This is a genomic window from Caulobacter sp. 05T431 (assembly GCF_056665975.1).
In genome coordinates this window covers 108,338-122,754 of record NZ_JBFTKU010000003.1, presented here as the reverse complement: position 1 = coordinate 122,754, position 14,417 = coordinate 108,338, and the positions used below count along the sequence as shown (strand labels likewise).

The window sequence follows — 14,417 nt, the reverse complement described above, 5'->3', positions numbered from 1 at the left end:
GGCTCAGCCCTCCGCCTTGGCGGCGCGGCGCCGGCACGAGCGCACCACCAGGACGCTGAGGATCGCCGGCAGGAACACGCCCGGGAAATCCCGCGCCAGCAGCGGCCAGGGCAGGCTGGTCCCGCAGAAGGGCGTGATCAGGTGGATCATCGCGTGCAGGCACAGGAAGGTCGCCGAGGCGACGGCCACGCCCAGCCCCCGCGCCGGGTCCTTCAGCGCCCAGCCCATGGCCAGAGCGCAGGCCAGGAACGCCGCCCCGATGTCGCGCACGAAGTGGTCGTTGAACGCCCCGGTCTCGATCACCCCCGGCACGCGCGGATACCACCAGGCCGGGACCAGCATCATCACCGCGCCGTTGACCGCCAGGATCGCCGGCAGAATCCATTTCACCCAACGCATCGCACTCGCCCTCCGTTGTTCAGGGACAGGACGAGACAGGCGTCATGGATGTGACATGGCGGCGTGAAAAGTCCGCCGACGGTTGTCGAACGGCGTGAAGCTGGCCAAGCTGTCCCTCGCGCCTCGGGGGAGACAGAAGCCATGCGAGCCAAATGGAAACTTGCCCTCCTGGCCTTTCTGGCGCTGGGCGTGATCTTCTATTTGATCGTCCCGCTCTTCACGGTTCAGGTGACCGTCAAGATGCCGCCTGGAACCGCCGACGCCGCGCCGCAGGACATCAACCGCGTCGCGACCTGGATCGTCGTCGGACTGGTCCTGGCGCTCGCCCTGACGGCCCTGGGCGTGATCGCCTGGGTGGTCGGCCACGTTCTCCGACGAAGCCAACGGCCGACCGACTAGCCCGCGACAAAATCCCCTCGCCTTGCTTTCGGCGGCCTACGCGACTAGGTATCGCGCCCACTTTCCCGATCTTTCTATCCGCCCGCACGCATATCCCCCGCCGTCATCCTCATGACGCTGCGTAGGGGGACCTTTGAAGGACACCCAGATTGGCCACCGCTTCCGCCCTCCTGAACGTGATGATCGACGCCGCTCGCAAGGCGGCCCGCGGCCTGGCCCGTGACTTCGGCGAAGTCACCGAACTGCAGGTGTCCAAGAAAGGTCCCGCAGACTTCGTCACCGCCGCCGACCAGAAGGCCGAGCAGGTGATCTTCGAGATCCTGGAAAAGGCCCGCCCCGGCTACGGCTTCCTGGGCGAGGAGCGTGGCCTGGTCGAAGGCACCGACAAGACCCACACCTGGATCGTCGATCCGCTGGACGGCACCACCAACTTCCTGCACGGCATCCCGCACTTCGCCGTCAACATCGCCCTGCAGCGCGAGGGCGAGGTGGTGGCCGGCGTCACCTACAACCCCATCACCAATGACCTGTTCTGGGTCGAAAAGGGCAAGGGCGCGTTCCTGGGCGCCGAGAAGCGCCTGCGCGTCGCCGCCCGTCGCCACCTGGACGAAAGCCTGATCGCCACCGGCATCCCGTTCCTGGGCAAGCCCGGCCACGCCCAGTTCCTGAAGGAGCTGCACCAGATCAGCCAGAAGGTCTCGGGCGTGCGGCGCTTCGGCGCGGCCTCGCTGGACCTGGCCTGGGTGGCCGCCGGCCGCTTCGACGGCTTCTGGGAGCGGAACCTCAAGCCGTGGGACGTGGCGGCCGGCGTGCTGATGGTCACCGAGAGCGGCGGCAAGGTCACCACGATCGAGGAACACGGCAATCCCGTCGACGGCGCCTCGATCCTGGCGGCCAACCAGGAACTCCACCCGCAGTACCTGGAGCGGCTGCGGGCGGCGCAGGGCTGATCCAGCCCTCATCTCAAACACCGGTCATCCCGGCGAATGCCGGGACCCAGATCCCATAGCTGGGTGATGGGCTGGAAGAGCTCAGCGTTCTTGGCGTCAGCCACACCGCCATTCCATCTGGGTCCCGGCATTCGCCGGGATGAGCGGAAATGGGGGAGCCCAAAAAACCAAAACGCCCCGGGTGCGAACCCGGGGCGTCTTCGTTTCCAGATCGATCAGCCGTTACCGGCAGACCGTCCGCGAATAGACCGCGTCGCGATACGGATCGTACTCCCGCGTGGTCCAGCAGTCGCGGCCGTAGCCATAGCCGTACGGGCGCGGGGCGTAGCCGCCGTAGTAGCGCGGCGGGGGCGGCGGCGGGGCGTAGCCGTAGCTGTAGCCGCTGCGATAGTGGTCGTTGTGGTTCCCCGCGATCGCCGCGCCCAGGGCCAGGCCGACGACGCCGGCGGCGATGGCGACGCCCGCGTCGTTGTCGTGGTGGCCGTGGCCATGGCCGTAGTAGCCGCCGTAGCGGTAGCCTTGAGCCGAGGCGGCGGTCGCGCCGGCCACCAGGGCCAGGGCGGCGACGCCGGCCGTCGTCCGGCCGATGATGGTCTTCAGTTTGCGGTTCATGACGCTCGTGTCCTCTCTGGAGAGGCGTCCCGACAGGTCCGTCTCCATCTTGGGACCCATCCTCGTCCCCGGCGGCTGAACGCAGGCTGAACGGGGCCGTCAGCTTCGCCGGGCGTCCTGGGACTCAAATCGTTGAATTCGAGGCGGATTTATTCACCTTTCCGCGCGAKGGTGAGGCCAAGACGGCGCCCAGAACGGGCGACGACAAGCTTGAAGGCGACCCGCCGATGTCCAGGAACGTGGCTTACACGGCCGGCCAGGAACTGCAGATCCTGTCGTTCGAGGTCGGAACCCAGACCTATTGCGTGCCCGTGGGCGCGGTCCGCGAGATCCGCGGCGTCACCCCCGCCACCCCGCTGCCCGACGCCCCGCCCTATGTGCGCGGCGTGATCAACCTGCGCGGCCAGGTCATGCCGGTCATCGACCTCTCGGAACGCCTGGGCAAGGGCGTGGCCGCCGACAGCGCCCGCCAGGTGATCATCGTGGTCGAGCACCACGACGACGTCGCCGGCCTGCTGGTCGACGCGGTCTGCGACAGCTTCATCGTCCCGGCCGACTCGATCAGCCCGCCCCCGCCGCTAGGCGAGGACGTCGCCTCGACCCTGGTCTCGGCGGTCATCACCACCGAGGCGGCGATGATCGTGCTGCTGGCCGTCGACGCCATCCTGCCCGAGCGCAAGATCCAGCTGGCGGCGTAAGGCCTTTCCGCACGCCAACGGTGGCGCTTAGCCCGCGCCGCTGATACCGCTGGTCGACCTGACTCCAGCGCGGTCCTTCCCATGTTCGCAAGCCTGATCGCCGCCGCGGCCCTCCATGGCGCCGGCGGCCTGCCCCTGCCCGACTTTTGCATCCATCCGACCAACAAGATCGATCACATGATCTGCGGCGATCCCGCATTGCTGGCGCGCGCCAAGGCGTCGATCCGACTCTACGCCGATCTCCGGGCCATTGATCCCGTCGACGCCGACCAAGCGCAAGAGGGTCAGGATTGGCCCGCTGTTCTGGACAAATGCAGTGATCGGGCCTGTCTGCTTAGGGCGTACGACAGGCGGATCGACTGGATCGCGACGCCCTTCTCAACGGACGACTATCGCATACGGGGCGCTCAGCGCTTCGCGCTAAGGGATCCGCCCAGCCACAAGGACTTCCAGGGTCGATTGGACCTTTTGCCMGTGGGAGACGGCTTGGTGTTTTTCCGATTGAGGAGGGAGTGGGTGAAGGACTCCGAACGAGGCATAGTCTTTTCGGGCGGATCGATCGGCTTTGTCCGACTAGACGGCGATCGCGGCACCTATCGGGGCCTCGACAAAAGCGGCTTCGATTTCCAGCGCGAGCCCAAGGGCGGCTGGCGCGTGATCCAGATCGGCGACTGCCCTTGCGGCGCGCACATCACCCTGGACGGCCTCTACCGCTAGCGCTCCAAACATTTGTTCGAATAACCCCTTCCTTCGCCCCCCGCCATCCCGCTAGGGTCTCTCGCAACAACAAGGGAGATCGCCGATGAAGGCCGCCGTACTGCGCGAAGTGGGCAAGCCGCTCTCGATCGAGGACGTCTCGATCGGCAAGCCGGGCCCGCGCGAGGTGCTGATCCGCACCAAGGCCGCCGGCGTCTGCCATTCCGACCTGCACTTCGTCGAAGGCTCCTACTCCCATCCCCTGCCCGCCGTTCTGGGCCACGAGAGCGCCGGGATCGTCGAGGCGGTCGGGTCCGAGGTCCGCACCGTCAAGGTCGGCGACCACGTGATCACCTGCCTCAACCCCTATTGCGGCCACTGCGAGGTCTGCCTGACCGGGCACATGAACCTCTGCATCAGCCCCGAGACCAAGCGCGGCAAGGGCGAGGAGCCCCGGCTGTTCCGCGAGGACCTCTCCGGAGCCGGCGACACCAAGATGGCCCAGTTCCTGAACCTGTCGTCGTTCGCCGAGATGATGCTGGTGCACGAGCATGCGTGCGTGGCGATCCGCAAGGACATGCCGTTCGACCGCGCCGCCCTGATCGGCTGTTCGGTGATGACCGGCGTCGGTTCGGTGGTCCACACCTCCAACGTCCGCCCCGGCGAGACGGTGGCCGTGATCGGCTGCGGCGGCGTGGGTCTGGCCACGATCAACGGAGCGGCCATCGCGGGCGCCGGCCGGATCATTGCCATCGACCGGGTGCCGGCCAAGCTGGAACTGGCCAAGACCTTCGGGGCCACCGACGTGATCGACGCCGGCGCCGTCGACGACGTGGCCAAGGCCGTGGTCGAGCTGACCGGCGGCGGCGTGCAGCACAGCTTCGAAGCCATCGGCCTGAAGGCCACCGCCGAAGCCTCGTTCAAGATGCTGCGCCGGGGCGGCACGGCCAATGTGATCGGCATGATCCCGGTCGGCACCAAGATCGAGCTCCACGGCGTCGACTTCCTGGGTGAGCGCCGGATCCAGGGCAGCTACATGGGCTCCAACCGCTTCCCGGTCGACATGCCGCGCCTGGTCGACGCCTACATGGCCGGCAAGCTGAAGCTGGACGAACTGATCTCACGCCGGATCAAGCTGGAGGAGGTCAACTCGGCCTTCGACGAGCTGAAGCGCGGGGAGCTGGCGCGGTCGGTGATCGTGTTTGACTGAGAGCTTCAGATTCGATCGTCTCACCTTTCAGCCGTCATCCCGGGCCTTGTGCCCGGGACCCCTGGTTCAGCTTCCACGTGAGATGCAAGCGGTTCGCCAGCGAACCGCCCCTTCCGCGCTTGCGGCGGACAGAGGGGTCCCGGGCACAAGGCCCGGGATGGCGGCGTAGAAGGGGCGATAGAGCAACTCGCCAAGTTCGTGCACTCTCTCCCTCAACGGCCCGTCGAGGCCGGCCATCCAGGGAGCGAACACCATGACCACCCTCCAAGGCGGCTGCCAGTGCGGCGCGATCCGCTACGAGATCACCAGCGAGCTGATGGGTTCGGGCGTCTGCCATTGCCGGCAGTGCCAGTACTCGACCGGCGGCGGGCCCAATTCGGTGGCCCTGGCGCCCAAGGACGGCTTCAAGGTCACCAAGGGCCAGCCGAAGCAGTACGCCCGCAAGGGCGGCAGCGGCGCCGACGTCAACCAGGTGTTCTGCGCCGACTGCGGCTCGCCCCTGTGGTCGGAAGGCGCGGTCCTGCCCTTCTATCCGGTCAAGGCCGGCAGCCTGGACGATCCGTCGATCCTGGAACCGGCCATCCATCTCTGGACGAGCGAGGCCCAGCCGTGGCATCGCATCGAGCCTGGCCGCATGGCCTTCCCGGAAAATCCGCCGCGCTGAGGACTGCATGGCCGCCCGTTACGACTTCGCCTCCGACAACGTCGCCGGCGCCATGCCGGAAGTCATCGAGGCGATCGTCGCCGCCAATGCGGGCACGGCGTCCGGCTACGGGACCGACCACGTCAGCGCGGCGGCGGCCGACCGCATCCGCGCCCTGCTGGACGCCGACGCCGAGGTGCGGTTCACCGCCTCGGGCACGGCGGCCAACGCCTTCGCCCTGACCTGCCTGGCCCATCCGCACGAGGCGGTGCTGGCCCACGAGCACGCCCACATCTGCACCGACGAGACCGGCGCGCCGGGTTTCTTCGGCCAGGGGGTGGGCCTGATCGGCCTGGCCGGCGCCTCGGGCAAGATCGCCCTGCCAGGGCTGGACCTGGCCCTGAACGAGCCCGACGTCTCGTACCGCCAGCCGGCCGCCGCCCTGTCCCTGACCAACGCCACCGAGTACGGCACGGTCTATTCCGCCGACGACCTGGCCGCCCTGATCGCGCCGGTGAAGGCCAAGGGCTACGGCGTGCACCTGGACGGCGCGCGCCTGGCCAACGCCGTGGCGGCGGGCTTCGACCTGAAGCGCGTGGCGAAGATCGGCGTCGACATCCTGGTGATCGGCGGCACCAAGGCCGGCTCGACCCCGACCGAGGCCGTGGTGTTCCTGGACAAGGCTCTGGGCAAGCGCCTGGACGCCCGCCTCAAGCACGCCGGCCAGCTGGTTTCCAAGGGCCGGTTCCTGGCCGCCCCGTGGCTGGGCCTGCTGGGCGAAGGCAATGACGGCGGCCCTTGGGCGGCCCGCGCGGCCCACGCCAACGCCATGGCGCGGAAACTGGCGGCCCTGATGCCCTTCCCCCTGCGCCACCCGGTCGAGGCCAACGGCCTGTTCGTCGACATGGACGACGCGGCCCTGGAGCGCCTGCGCGCCAAGGGCTGGTTCGTCTACCGCTTCCTGGACGGCACGGCGCGCTTCATGTGTTCGTGGGCCACGACGCCGGAGATGGTCGAGGAGCTGGGCGAGGCGCTCGCGCAGATCGCCTAGCCGACCGGCCGGTCGCGGCTGAAGACGGCGGCCAGGTGGTCGATGAGCGCCCGCACGGCGGGCGGCAGGCCGCGCCGGGTGGTGAACACCAGGTGGACGATGCCGTCCTGCGACCGCCACTCCGGAAACACCCGCACCAGACGGCCGCTGATCAGGTCGCCCCGGCAGACATGGTCCGGCAGGAACGCGATCCCGGCGTTGGCGGCCGCGGCGTCGCGCAGGGCCAGGAAGTCGCCGCAGGTCATGCGCGGCTCGTGGCGGACCTGGCGGACCTCGCCGTCCGGACCGGACAGCTCCCAGACGATCTCGCCCGGCTGGTCGGTGGGGCTGAGGGTGGGCAGGCCGGCGATCTCCTCCACCGCCAGCCCGTCGCAGCGCGCCGCCATCTGCGGGCCGGCCACCAGGATGCGGGACGACCGGCCCAGGGTGCGCATGGTCAGGGCCGCGTCGGTCGTCAGGGTGGTGCGCACCCGCAGAGCGACGTCGATCCGCTCGTCGATCAGGTCCACGGCCCGGTCCACCGCGATCACCTGCAGCCGAACCTTCGGGAACCGCGCGAGGAATTGCGGAAAGGTCGCCGACAGGGTCTCGATCAGGCCCGTGGGGCAGCTGAAGCGGATGACGCCGTGCGGCTCGCTCTTGGCCTCGGCGGCGACGGCGTCGGCCTGCTCGACGTCCAGGGCCACGATGCGACAGCGCTCGTAGAAGGCCTGGCCCACCTCGGTCACCCGGAATCGGCGCGTGGTGCGCTCGATCAACCGCACGCCCAGCCGCGCCTCGAGCGCCGCGATCCGCCGGCTCAGGGTGGACTTCGGCTGACGCAGCGCACGGCCGGCCGGGGCGAAACCGCCATGGGTCACCACGGCGGCGTAGAGCAGGTAGTCGTTCAGGTCGGGCATAAGATCGTCCCAGATTTGGAACGCTAAGTACCACAGCAACCGACTACCCGCCTCATCGTTCCAGATGCATCTCTTCCGTTACGACGAACGGTTCGTCGGCAAGGAGAGTTTCAGATGAGCGGCAAGTTCGAAAACAAAGTGGTGGTGGTGACCGGCGGCACCAGCGGGATCGGCCTGGAGACCGCCCGCCAGTTCGCGGCCGAAGGCGCCGCGGTGTTCATCACCGGCCGCCGCCAGGCCGAGCTGGACGCGGCGGTGAAGGCGATCGGCGGCAAGACGGTGGGCGTCCAGGCCGACATGTCCAAGCTGGCCGACATCGACCGGCTATATGACGCGGTCCAGCAGCGCCACGCMCAGATCGACGCCCTGTTCGCCAACGCCGGCGGCGGCGACATGCTGCCCCTGGGCGCGATCACCGAGGAACACTACGAGGACATTTTCGGCCGCAACGTGAAGGGCGTGATCTTCACGGTGCAGAAGGCCCTGCCGCTGCTGCGCGACGGGGCCAGCGTGATCCTGACGGGCTCGACCACGGCCAGCACCGGCACGGCGGCCTTCAGCGTCTACAGCGCGTCCAAGGCGGCGGTGCGCAACCTGGCCCGCAGTTGGACCCTCGACCTCAAGGATCGGGGCATCCGAGTCAATGTCGTCAGCCCCGGCCCCGTCAAGACGCCGGGCCTGGTCGAGCTGGCCGGTTCCGATCCCGCCCAGCAGCAGGCCCTGCTGGACTACCTGGCGGGCCAGACGCCGATCGGCCGGGTCGCCGCGCCGAGCGAGATCGCCAAGGCGGTGCTGTTCCTGGCCTCGGACGACTCGGCCTTCATGGCGGGCTCGGAACTGGCCGTGGACGGCGGCCTGGCCCAGGTCTAGCGGGCCGGCGCGGAGGCGGCCCGCCTCAGGCTTCCTCCGCCGCGCTCGACGCCTCCGATCGCCGCGGCCCTTCCCGCACGATCTTCTCTTCCATGGTCCGCACGGCGCGCCGTTGATCGTGGAAGGCGGCCAGCTGGGCGCAGGCGGTGAAGAAGCCGCCGGGGGCGCGGGTGTCGATGCCCTCGGCCAGGGTCAGCAGGTGAACGCCGGCCGCCTCGAACCGCGCCAGCACTTCCAGCAGGTCGACCAGGTGGGCCGCGAAGGCGTGCAGGTTGATGACCGCCAGCACGTCGCCGGGCTTGAGCACGGCCAGGGCCTGGTCCAGGCCCGGCTTGTGCACGGCCAGGCCGTAGCAACGGTCGTGGAACAGCTGGTCGCAGCCGGCCTCGAACAGCCGCTGCGACGACGGCCCGTCGATCACCACGCCCCTGACGGGCGGAACTCTGAGATAGCCGACCATGCGCATGGGCCGGTGTGTGACGAAGATCGCGCCGGGCGCCTAGGGGCGACGCGCGGAAAGGTGGGGGATATCTCCGAAACCCTCTCCCAGAGGGAGAGGGAGGGATCCGCCGCGCAGCGGTGGGAGGGCGAGGGGTTACACCGTTCCCGTTTTCCCACCCTGCCGGCTCTCCGTCGGACTCGCCACTCCCTCATCCTCCCACGACTTCATCGCGGGCCCCTCCTTCTCACCATGGGAGAAGGTGATCACGGGCGCCTTGTCACCGCCCCGGACGGTGACCCCCAGCATCGCCGCGATCTCGGCCGCCGGCTTGGGTCGGCTGATGAAATAGCCCTGGATCTCGCCGCAGCCCTGGCGGCGCAGCTCGTCCAGCTGCTCCACCGACTCCACGCCCTCGGCCGTGGTCGTGATGCCCAGGCTGGCGCCCAGGTCCAGCACGGCCTTGATGATCGCCAGGGCGTCGGCGTCGTCGAGGATGTCGCGGACGAAGGTCTGGTCGATCTTGATCTTGTCGAACGGGAAGCTGCGCAGATAGCTCAGCGACGAATAGCCGGTGCCGAAGTCGTCCATAGAGATGCGCACGCCCAGGGCCTTCAGGTCGTGCAGGATCGACATGTTGCCGGCGGTATCCTGCAGCAGCACCGACTCGGTGATCTCCAGCTCCAGCCGTTCGGCGGCCAGGCCCGAGGCCGCGAGGGCCGAGACCACGGTGGTCACCAGGTGCTTGTCGCGGAACTGGGCCGGCGACAGGTTGACGGCCAGGCGCACGTGGTCGGGCCAGCCGGCCGCCTCACGGCAGGCCTCGCGCAGCACCCACTCACCCAGCGGATTGATCAGGCCGATCTCCTCGGCCAGCGGGATGAAGTCGGCCGGCGAGACCATGCCCCGCACGGGATGGCGCCAGCGCAGCAGGGCCTCGCAACCGGTCACCTTGTCGGCCCCTAGGTTGAACAGCGGCTGGTAGTGCAGCTCGAACTGGCCCTCGGCCAGGGCCAGGCGCAGGTCCAGCTCCAGGGCCCGGCGGGCCTGAAGGGCCTCGTCCATGGCCCGCTCGAAGAAGTGGAACGCGCCCTTGCCGTCGGCCTTGGCGCGGTAGAGGGCCATGTCGGCCTTCTTCAGCAGTTCATCGCTGTCGGACCCGTCGTTGGGCGACACGGCCACCCCCACGCTGCCGCCGATCATCACCTGGTGGCCCTGCAGCTCGAAGGTCTCGGCCAGGGCCTCGACGATGCGGCCGGCCAGTCGGGTGGCGCCGGAAAGGTCGGTCAGGCCGCACTGGACCACCGCGAACTCGTCGCCGCCCAGGCGCGCGATGGTGTCGCCCTCGCGCACGCAGGCCCGCAGGCGCTCAGCGGCGGTCTTGAGCAGGGCGTCGCCGATCGGGTGGCCCAGGGTGTCGTTGACGGTTTTGAAGCGGTCCAGGTCGATGCAGTGCACCGCCACCAGGTCCTCGCGCCGCGCGGCGCGCGACAGGGCCGCCGACAGGTCCTTCTGGAACAGCAGGCGGTTGGGAAGGTCCGTGAGCGGATCATAGTGCGCCAGGCGGGCGATCTGGGCCTCGGCCCGCTTGCGCTCGGCGATGTCTTCCGAGACCGCCAGGATGTACTCCGCCGCGCCGTCCGGACCGGGGATGGCGATCTTCTTGGTCCGCAGCAGGGCCGTGCTGCCGTCCTTGCGCGGCACCAGGTCCTCCTCGATCACCCGCACCTCGCCGGAGGCGGCGACCTCGGCGTCGCGCTGGCGATAGATGGCGGCCTGCTCGGGCGGGTAGAAGTCGGCGTCGGTGCGGCCGACCATGTCGGCGCGGCTGTGGCCCAGGATCTTCTCGCCGGCCCGGTTCAGCAGCACATACGAATGATCGTCGGCCCGCTTGACGAACACCATCGAGGGGATGGCCTCGACCACGGCGGTCATGAAGGTATGGGCGCGTTCCTGATCGGTCTTGGCGGCGGCCAGGGCCTCGACGCCCCGGCGGTTGGTCTCGTTGGCCGCCTGCAGCAGCCCCAGCACCGTGCCCACGCCGATATAGCGCCCGCCGTCGGTGACGATGAAACCGCGCAACAGGTCGCTGGCGCGGTACGACAGGCTGTCGCTGGTGAAGGCCGCCAGCTCGACATCAGCCTCGACGACCAGGGGGTCGTTGTCCATCAGCACCGAGATCGGCCGCAGGGCGTAGAGGGCGCGGCCGTATTCGGCGGCCATGCGCAGGAAGAAGGCGTTGCGTTCGACCAGGCCGATCGGCCGGTCCTCGGCGTCCAGGACGGGCACGATCAGGGTGTCGGGCTCCTCGCGGAAACGCTCGTACAGCGTCTTGCCCAGGTCGTCGGCCCGGGCCGGCGCCAGCGACGAAACCGTGTCTCGCAACGTGAACATGTAAGACCCCAATTACTCGGGGCCGGAAGGACCATTTCTGGCCTAACGACTGGCTAATCCTGGTCCTGAAGCGCTGCTATTTCACGAAAACTTCGCGGTGCTGTCACAGTGCTTGCCGGGGCGTTTACCGTGACTGCCCAAACGCCCTTACCCCACCCAAAACCGTCATCCCGGGCCTTGTGCCCGGGACCCCTTGTTCAGCTCGTACGTGAAGCGCCTTGGCGCGCAGGCGCGCCACACATCCGCACCTGCGGCGGACAGAGGGGTTCCGGGCGCAAGGCCCGGAATGACGGTTGAAATGGGGGTGTTCCCGAGCCTACCCGACCATCCCCGCCAGCCGCCCGCGGATCAGGTCCTCGGCCTCGCCCATGATCCGGTCGATCAGTTCGCGCACGGTCGGCACGTCGTGGATCAGGCCCTGGACCATGCCGGCCGACCAGACGCCGTGGTCCGTGTCGCCGCTGATCAGGCCCTCGCGGCCGCGCGCGCCCTTCACCAGGTCGGCCACGTCCTCGAACTTGGCGCCGCCGGCCCGTTCGATGGCCACGACCTGCTGGCTGATCGCGTTCTTGGCCACCCGGGCGGTGTTGTGCAGGGTGCGGAAGATCAGGTCGGTGGCGCGCTCGTCGTTGGCGACCATCTGCTGCTTGAAGTTGTCGTGGATCGGGGCCTCCTGGGTGGCGCAGAAGCGGGTGCCCATGTTGACGCCGTCGGCGCCCAGGGCCAGGGCCGCCACCAGGCCACGCGCGTCGCCGAAGCCGCCCGAGGCGATCATCGGGATCTTCACCTTCTCGGCCGCCACGGGGATCAGGATCAGGCCGGGGATGTCGTCCTCGCCCGGATGGCCGGCGCATTCGAAGCCGTCGATGCTGATGGCGTCCACGCCCATCCGCTCGGCGCTCAGGGCGTGGCGGACGGCGGTGCATTTATGGATCACCTTGACCCCGTGGGCCTTCAGCTCGTCGACATGCTCCTGGGGCTTGTAGCCGGCGGTCTCGACGATCTTGATCCCCGCCTCGATGATCGCCGCGCGGTACTCGGCGTAGGGCGGCGGCTTGATGGCCGGCAGGATGGTCAGGTTCACGCCGAACGGCTTGTCGGTCAGCTCGCGGGTGCGGGCGATCTCCTTGGAGAGCGCCTCGGGCGTGGGCTGGGTCAGGGCGGTCAGGAAGCCGAGGGCCCCGGCGTTGGCCACGGCGCTGACCAGGGGCGCGGTGCCTACCCACTGCATGCCGCCCTGGGCGATCGGGTGCTCGACGCCGAACAGCTCGGTGAAACGGGTCTTGATGGCCACGGACGCCTCTCCCTCGATGTTTTGAGAGAGTATGGCGGGGTGACCGTTAGGGCAGGCAAGCCCTGAAGTTCCTCCCCCTGTTGGGGGGAGGCGGTCCGAAGGACCGGTGGGGGGAGTTATAGGCTCGTTCGATCCAAGCTCGGGCTGCCTGCCGATCACTCCCCCCACCGTCGCCTTCGGCGACACCTCCCCCACAGGGGGAGGGCCTCGTCGAACTGCCGTTAGTGCACCGACACGCCCAGGCGGTTCCACAGGTTGATCATGGCGATCACCGCCGTGACGGCGCTGGCCTCGGCGTCGGTGTAGTGCTCGCGCAGGGCGGCGCGCAGCGGGGCCAGCTCCTTGTGGGTCGGCAGCTGAGTCAGGGCCTCGGCCCAGGCCAGGACGGCCTTCTCCTTGGCGGTGAAGTCGCTGACGTGCTCCCAGACCACCAGGCGGTCCAGCCGCTCGTTGGTCTCGCCGTCGTCGCGGGCTTCCTTCGAGTGCATCTTCACGCAGAAGGCGCAGCCGTTCAGCTGCGAGACGCGCAGCTTGATCAGGTGCAGCAGGTGCTTGTCGACGCCCGACGCCACCACCGCGTTCTCGGCGGCGATGAAGGCCTTGTAGATCTCGGGAACGTTCAGGTCGTGGCGGAAGGGCGCGGTTTCGGCGGTCATGGTCTTGTCCTCTTGGCGACCCCATCGCGGGGCTTCGAGGACAAGACGAGGTCAGGTGGGGAAACGTGACATGGCTCGCCAGAAATTTTCAGGGACGGGCGCGCCCCTTGATCCGCTCATCCCGGCGAACGCCGGGATGAGCGGTGATCTAGAGTTACTGCAGGCCTTCGCGGCCGATGGCGTAGAAGCGCTCGGCCCGCTGCTTCTTCAGCTCGGCGGGCGACAGGCGCATCAGCTTCTTCAGCTCGTCCTCGACCGCGTCGCCGACGGCTTCGATGGCCGCGGCCGGGTCGGAGTGGGCCCCGCCGGCCGGCTCGTCGACGATGCGGTCGACGATCTTCAGCTGGATCAGGTCCTGGGCGGTGATCTTCATGTTGGTGGCCGCGTCCTTGGCCCGGGCGCCGTCGCGCCACAGGATCGAGGCCGCGCCTTCCGGCGAGATCACCGAATAGATCGAGTGCTCCAGGATCAGAACCTTGTTGGCGCCGGCCAGGGCGATGGCGCCGCCGCTGCCGCCTTCGCCGACGATGGTGGCGACCATCGGGGTCTCCAGCACCAGGCCGCGCTCGGTCGAGCGGGCGATGGCCTCGGCCTGGCCGCGCTCCTCTGCGCCCAGGCCCGGATAGGCGCCGGCGGTGTCGACGAAGGTGATGACTGGCAGGTTGAACCGTTCGGCCATGTCCATCAGGCGCACGGCCTTGCGGTAGCCCTCGGGGCGGGCCATGCCGAAATTGTGCTTCAGGCGGGTGGTGGTGTCGTGGCCCTTCTCGTGGCCCATCACGACCACCGGGACGCCCCGGAAACGGCCCAGGCCGCCGACGATCGCCTGGTCGTCGGCGAACTTGCGGTCGCCGCGCAACTCGACGAACTCGTCGATCAGGCCGGCCACGTAGTCCTTCAGGTGCGGGCGCTCGGGATGGCGGGCGACCATGGTCTTCTGCCAGGCGTCCAGGCCCGCATAAGCTTCCTTGCGGAGTTGCTGGGCGCGGTCGCGCAAGGCCTTGATCTCGGTCTCGAACGCGCCAGGACCGGCCGTCTCGGAGAGCCGCGACAGCTCCTCGATCTTGCTTTCCAGATCGGCGATGGGTCGCTCGAAGTCGAGATAATGCGCGGCCATGGGTCTCTTAACGTCGCCGTTGCGGAAAGGTGGCGAACCTAGAGCGCGATAACCGAAAACGGAACCGCTTTTGGCGGGTCATGGCCGCGA

16 protein-coding genes are annotated in these 14,417 nt (G+C 68.8%); 8 read left to right on the top strand and 8 right to left on the bottom strand.

What is annotated here, in order from left to right:
* Positions 1-3: 3 nt before the first annotated feature.
* The gene (locus AC1U89_RS04430; protein WP_479898522.1) at positions 4-399 is read right to left on the bottom strand and encodes a hypothetical protein; all 396 of its coding nucleotides are present in this window, start codon (positions 397-399) and stop codon (positions 4-6) included.
* A gap of 141 nt (positions 400-540) precedes the next feature.
* Here AC1U89_RS04430 and AC1U89_RS04425 point away from each other — a divergent pair, with 141 nt between their 5' ends.
* Positions 541-798: a hypothetical protein gene (locus AC1U89_RS04425; protein ID WP_479898521.1), complete on the top strand. Its 258-nt coding sequence runs from the start codon at positions 541-543 to the stop codon at positions 796-798.
* 149 nt (positions 799-947) lie between these two features.
* Complete coding sequence (locus AC1U89_RS04420; RefSeq protein WP_479898519.1) at positions 948-1,748, top strand: inositol monophosphatase family protein; 801 nt, start codon at positions 948-950, stop codon at positions 1,746-1,748.
* Positions 1,749-1,970: 222 nt separating this feature from the next.
* On the opposite strand, the gene AC1U89_RS04415 is transcribed toward AC1U89_RS04420, so the two are convergent.
* Positions 1,971-2,360 (bottom strand): hypothetical protein, encoded by a 390-nt coding sequence (locus AC1U89_RS04415; protein WP_479898518.1) that lies wholly within the window; start codon positions 2,358-2,360, stop codon positions 1,971-1,973.
* 227 nt (positions 2,361-2,587) lie between these two features.
* Between AC1U89_RS04415 and AC1U89_RS04410 the strand changes: the two genes are divergently transcribed.
* From AC1U89_RS04410 to AC1U89_RS04390, 5 genes are all read left to right on the top strand, one after another.
* Complete coding sequence (locus AC1U89_RS04410) at positions 2,588-3,058, top strand: chemotaxis protein CheW (protein ID WP_479898517.1); 471 nt, start codon at positions 2,588-2,590, stop codon at positions 3,056-3,058.
* An 81-nt stretch (positions 3,059-3,139) separates the two neighbouring features.
* Complete coding sequence (locus AC1U89_RS04405) at positions 3,140-3,775, top strand: lysozyme inhibitor LprI family protein (protein ID WP_479898515.1); 636 nt, start codon at positions 3,140-3,142, stop codon at positions 3,773-3,775.
* Between the two features lie 85 nt (positions 3,776-3,860).
* Positions 3,861-4,964, top strand: coding sequence for a Zn-dependent alcohol dehydrogenase (locus AC1U89_RS04400; RefSeq protein WP_479898514.1), 1,104 nt, complete (start codon positions 3,861-3,863; stop codon positions 4,962-4,964).
* A gap of 253 nt (positions 4,965-5,217) precedes the next feature.
* Positions 5,218-5,628 carry a GFA family protein gene (locus tag AC1U89_RS04395; RefSeq protein WP_479898512.1) on the top strand — a complete coding sequence of 137 codons (411 nt, stop codon included), beginning with the start codon at positions 5,218-5,220 and terminating at the stop codon, positions 5,626-5,628.
* A 7-nt stretch (positions 5,629-5,635) separates the two neighbouring features.
* Positions 5,636-6,658 carry a beta-eliminating lyase-related protein gene (locus AC1U89_RS04390; RefSeq protein WP_479898511.1) on the top strand — a complete coding sequence of 341 codons (1,023 nt, stop codon included), beginning with the start codon at positions 5,636-5,638 and terminating at the stop codon, positions 6,656-6,658.
* On the opposite strand, the gene AC1U89_RS04385 is transcribed toward AC1U89_RS04390, so the two are convergent.
* Positions 6,655-7,557: a LysR substrate-binding domain-containing protein gene (locus tag AC1U89_RS04385; RefSeq protein WP_479898510.1), complete on the bottom strand. Its 903-nt coding sequence runs from the start codon at positions 7,555-7,557 to the stop codon at positions 6,655-6,657. The two genes, AC1U89_RS04390 and AC1U89_RS04385, sit on opposite strands and share 4 nt — an antisense overlap.
* 114 nt (positions 7,558-7,671) lie before the next feature.
* Here AC1U89_RS04385 and AC1U89_RS04380 point away from each other — a divergent pair, with 114 nt between their 5' ends.
* Positions 7,672-8,427, top strand: a complete 756-nt coding sequence (locus tag AC1U89_RS04380; RefSeq protein ID WP_479898509.1) for an SDR family oxidoreductase — start codon at positions 7,672-7,674, stop codon at positions 8,425-8,427.
* A 25-nt stretch (positions 8,428-8,452) separates the two neighbouring features.
* On the opposite strand, the gene AC1U89_RS04375 is transcribed toward AC1U89_RS04380, so the two are convergent.
* From AC1U89_RS04375 to AC1U89_RS04355, 5 genes are all read right to left on the bottom strand, one after another.
* A complete protein-coding gene (locus AC1U89_RS04375) occupies positions 8,453-8,887 on the bottom strand; it encodes a recombinase family protein (protein ID WP_479898508.1) in 435 nt (144 codons plus the stop codon).
* Between the two features lie 135 nt (positions 8,888-9,022).
* Complete coding sequence (locus AC1U89_RS04370; RefSeq protein WP_479898507.1) at positions 9,023-11,260, bottom strand: putative bifunctional diguanylate cyclase/phosphodiesterase; 2,238 nt, start codon at positions 11,258-11,260, stop codon at positions 9,023-9,025.
* Positions 11,261-11,576: 316 nt separating this feature from the next.
* Complete coding sequence (locus AC1U89_RS04365) at positions 11,577-12,554, bottom strand: NAD(P)H-dependent flavin oxidoreductase (RefSeq protein ID WP_479898506.1); 978 nt, start codon at positions 12,552-12,554, stop codon at positions 11,577-11,579.
* A 221-nt stretch (positions 12,555-12,775) separates the two neighbouring features.
* Complete coding sequence (locus tag AC1U89_RS04360) at positions 12,776-13,210, bottom strand: carboxymuconolactone decarboxylase family protein (protein WP_479898505.1); 435 nt, start codon at positions 13,208-13,210, stop codon at positions 12,776-12,778.
* Between the two features lie 154 nt (positions 13,211-13,364).
* Positions 13,365-14,327, bottom strand: a complete 963-nt coding sequence (locus AC1U89_RS04355; RefSeq protein WP_479898504.1) for an acetyl-CoA carboxylase carboxyltransferase subunit alpha — start codon at positions 14,325-14,327, stop codon at positions 13,365-13,367.
* Positions 14,328-14,417 lie beyond the last annotated feature (90 nt).

Excerpts from the sequence above, each read along its gene's own strand:
- AC1U89_RS04430 (WP_479898522.1), bottom strand. The coding sequence starts at position 399 with ATGCGTTGGGTGAAATGGATTCTGCCGGCGATCCTGGCGGTCAACGGC.
- AC1U89_RS04425 (WP_479898521.1), top strand. The coding sequence starts at position 541 with ATGCGAGCCAAATGGAAACTTGCCCTCCTGGCCTTTCTGGCGCTGGGC.
- AC1U89_RS04415 (WP_479898518.1), bottom strand. The coding sequence starts at position 2,360 with ATGAACCGCAAACTGAAGACCATCATCGGCCGGACGACGGCCGGCGTC.
- AC1U89_RS04410 (WP_479898517.1), top strand. The coding sequence starts at position 2,588 with ATGTCCAGGAACGTGGCTTACACGGCCGGCCAGGAACTGCAGATCCTG.
- AC1U89_RS04400 (WP_479898514.1), top strand. The coding sequence starts at position 3,861 with ATGAAGGCCGCCGTACTGCGCGAAGTGGGCAAGCCGCTCTCGATCGAG.
- AC1U89_RS04395 (WP_479898512.1), top strand. The coding sequence starts at position 5,218 with ATGACCACCCTCCAAGGCGGCTGCCAGTGCGGCGCGATCCGCTACGAG.
- AC1U89_RS04390 (WP_479898511.1), top strand. The coding sequence starts at position 5,636 with ATGGCCGCCCGTTACGACTTCGCCTCCGACAACGTCGCCGGCGCCATG.
- AC1U89_RS04385 (WP_479898510.1), bottom strand. The coding sequence starts at position 7,557 with ATGCCCGACCTGAACGACTACCTGCTCTACGCCGCCGTGGTGACCCAT.
- AC1U89_RS04375 (WP_479898508.1), bottom strand. The coding sequence starts at position 8,887 with ATGGTCGGCTATCTCAGAGTTCCGCCCGTCAGGGGCGTGGTGATCGAC.
- AC1U89_RS04370 (WP_479898507.1), bottom strand. The coding sequence starts at position 11,260 with ATGTTCACGTTGCGAGACACGGTTTCGTCGCTGGCGCCGGCCCGGGCC.
- AC1U89_RS04360 (WP_479898505.1), bottom strand. The coding sequence starts at position 13,210 with ATGACCGCCGAAACCGCGCCCTTCCGCCACGACCTGAACGTTCCCGAG.
- AC1U89_RS04355 (WP_479898504.1), bottom strand. The coding sequence starts at position 14,327 with ATGGCCGCGCATTATCTCGACTTCGAGCGACCCATCGCCGATCTGGAA.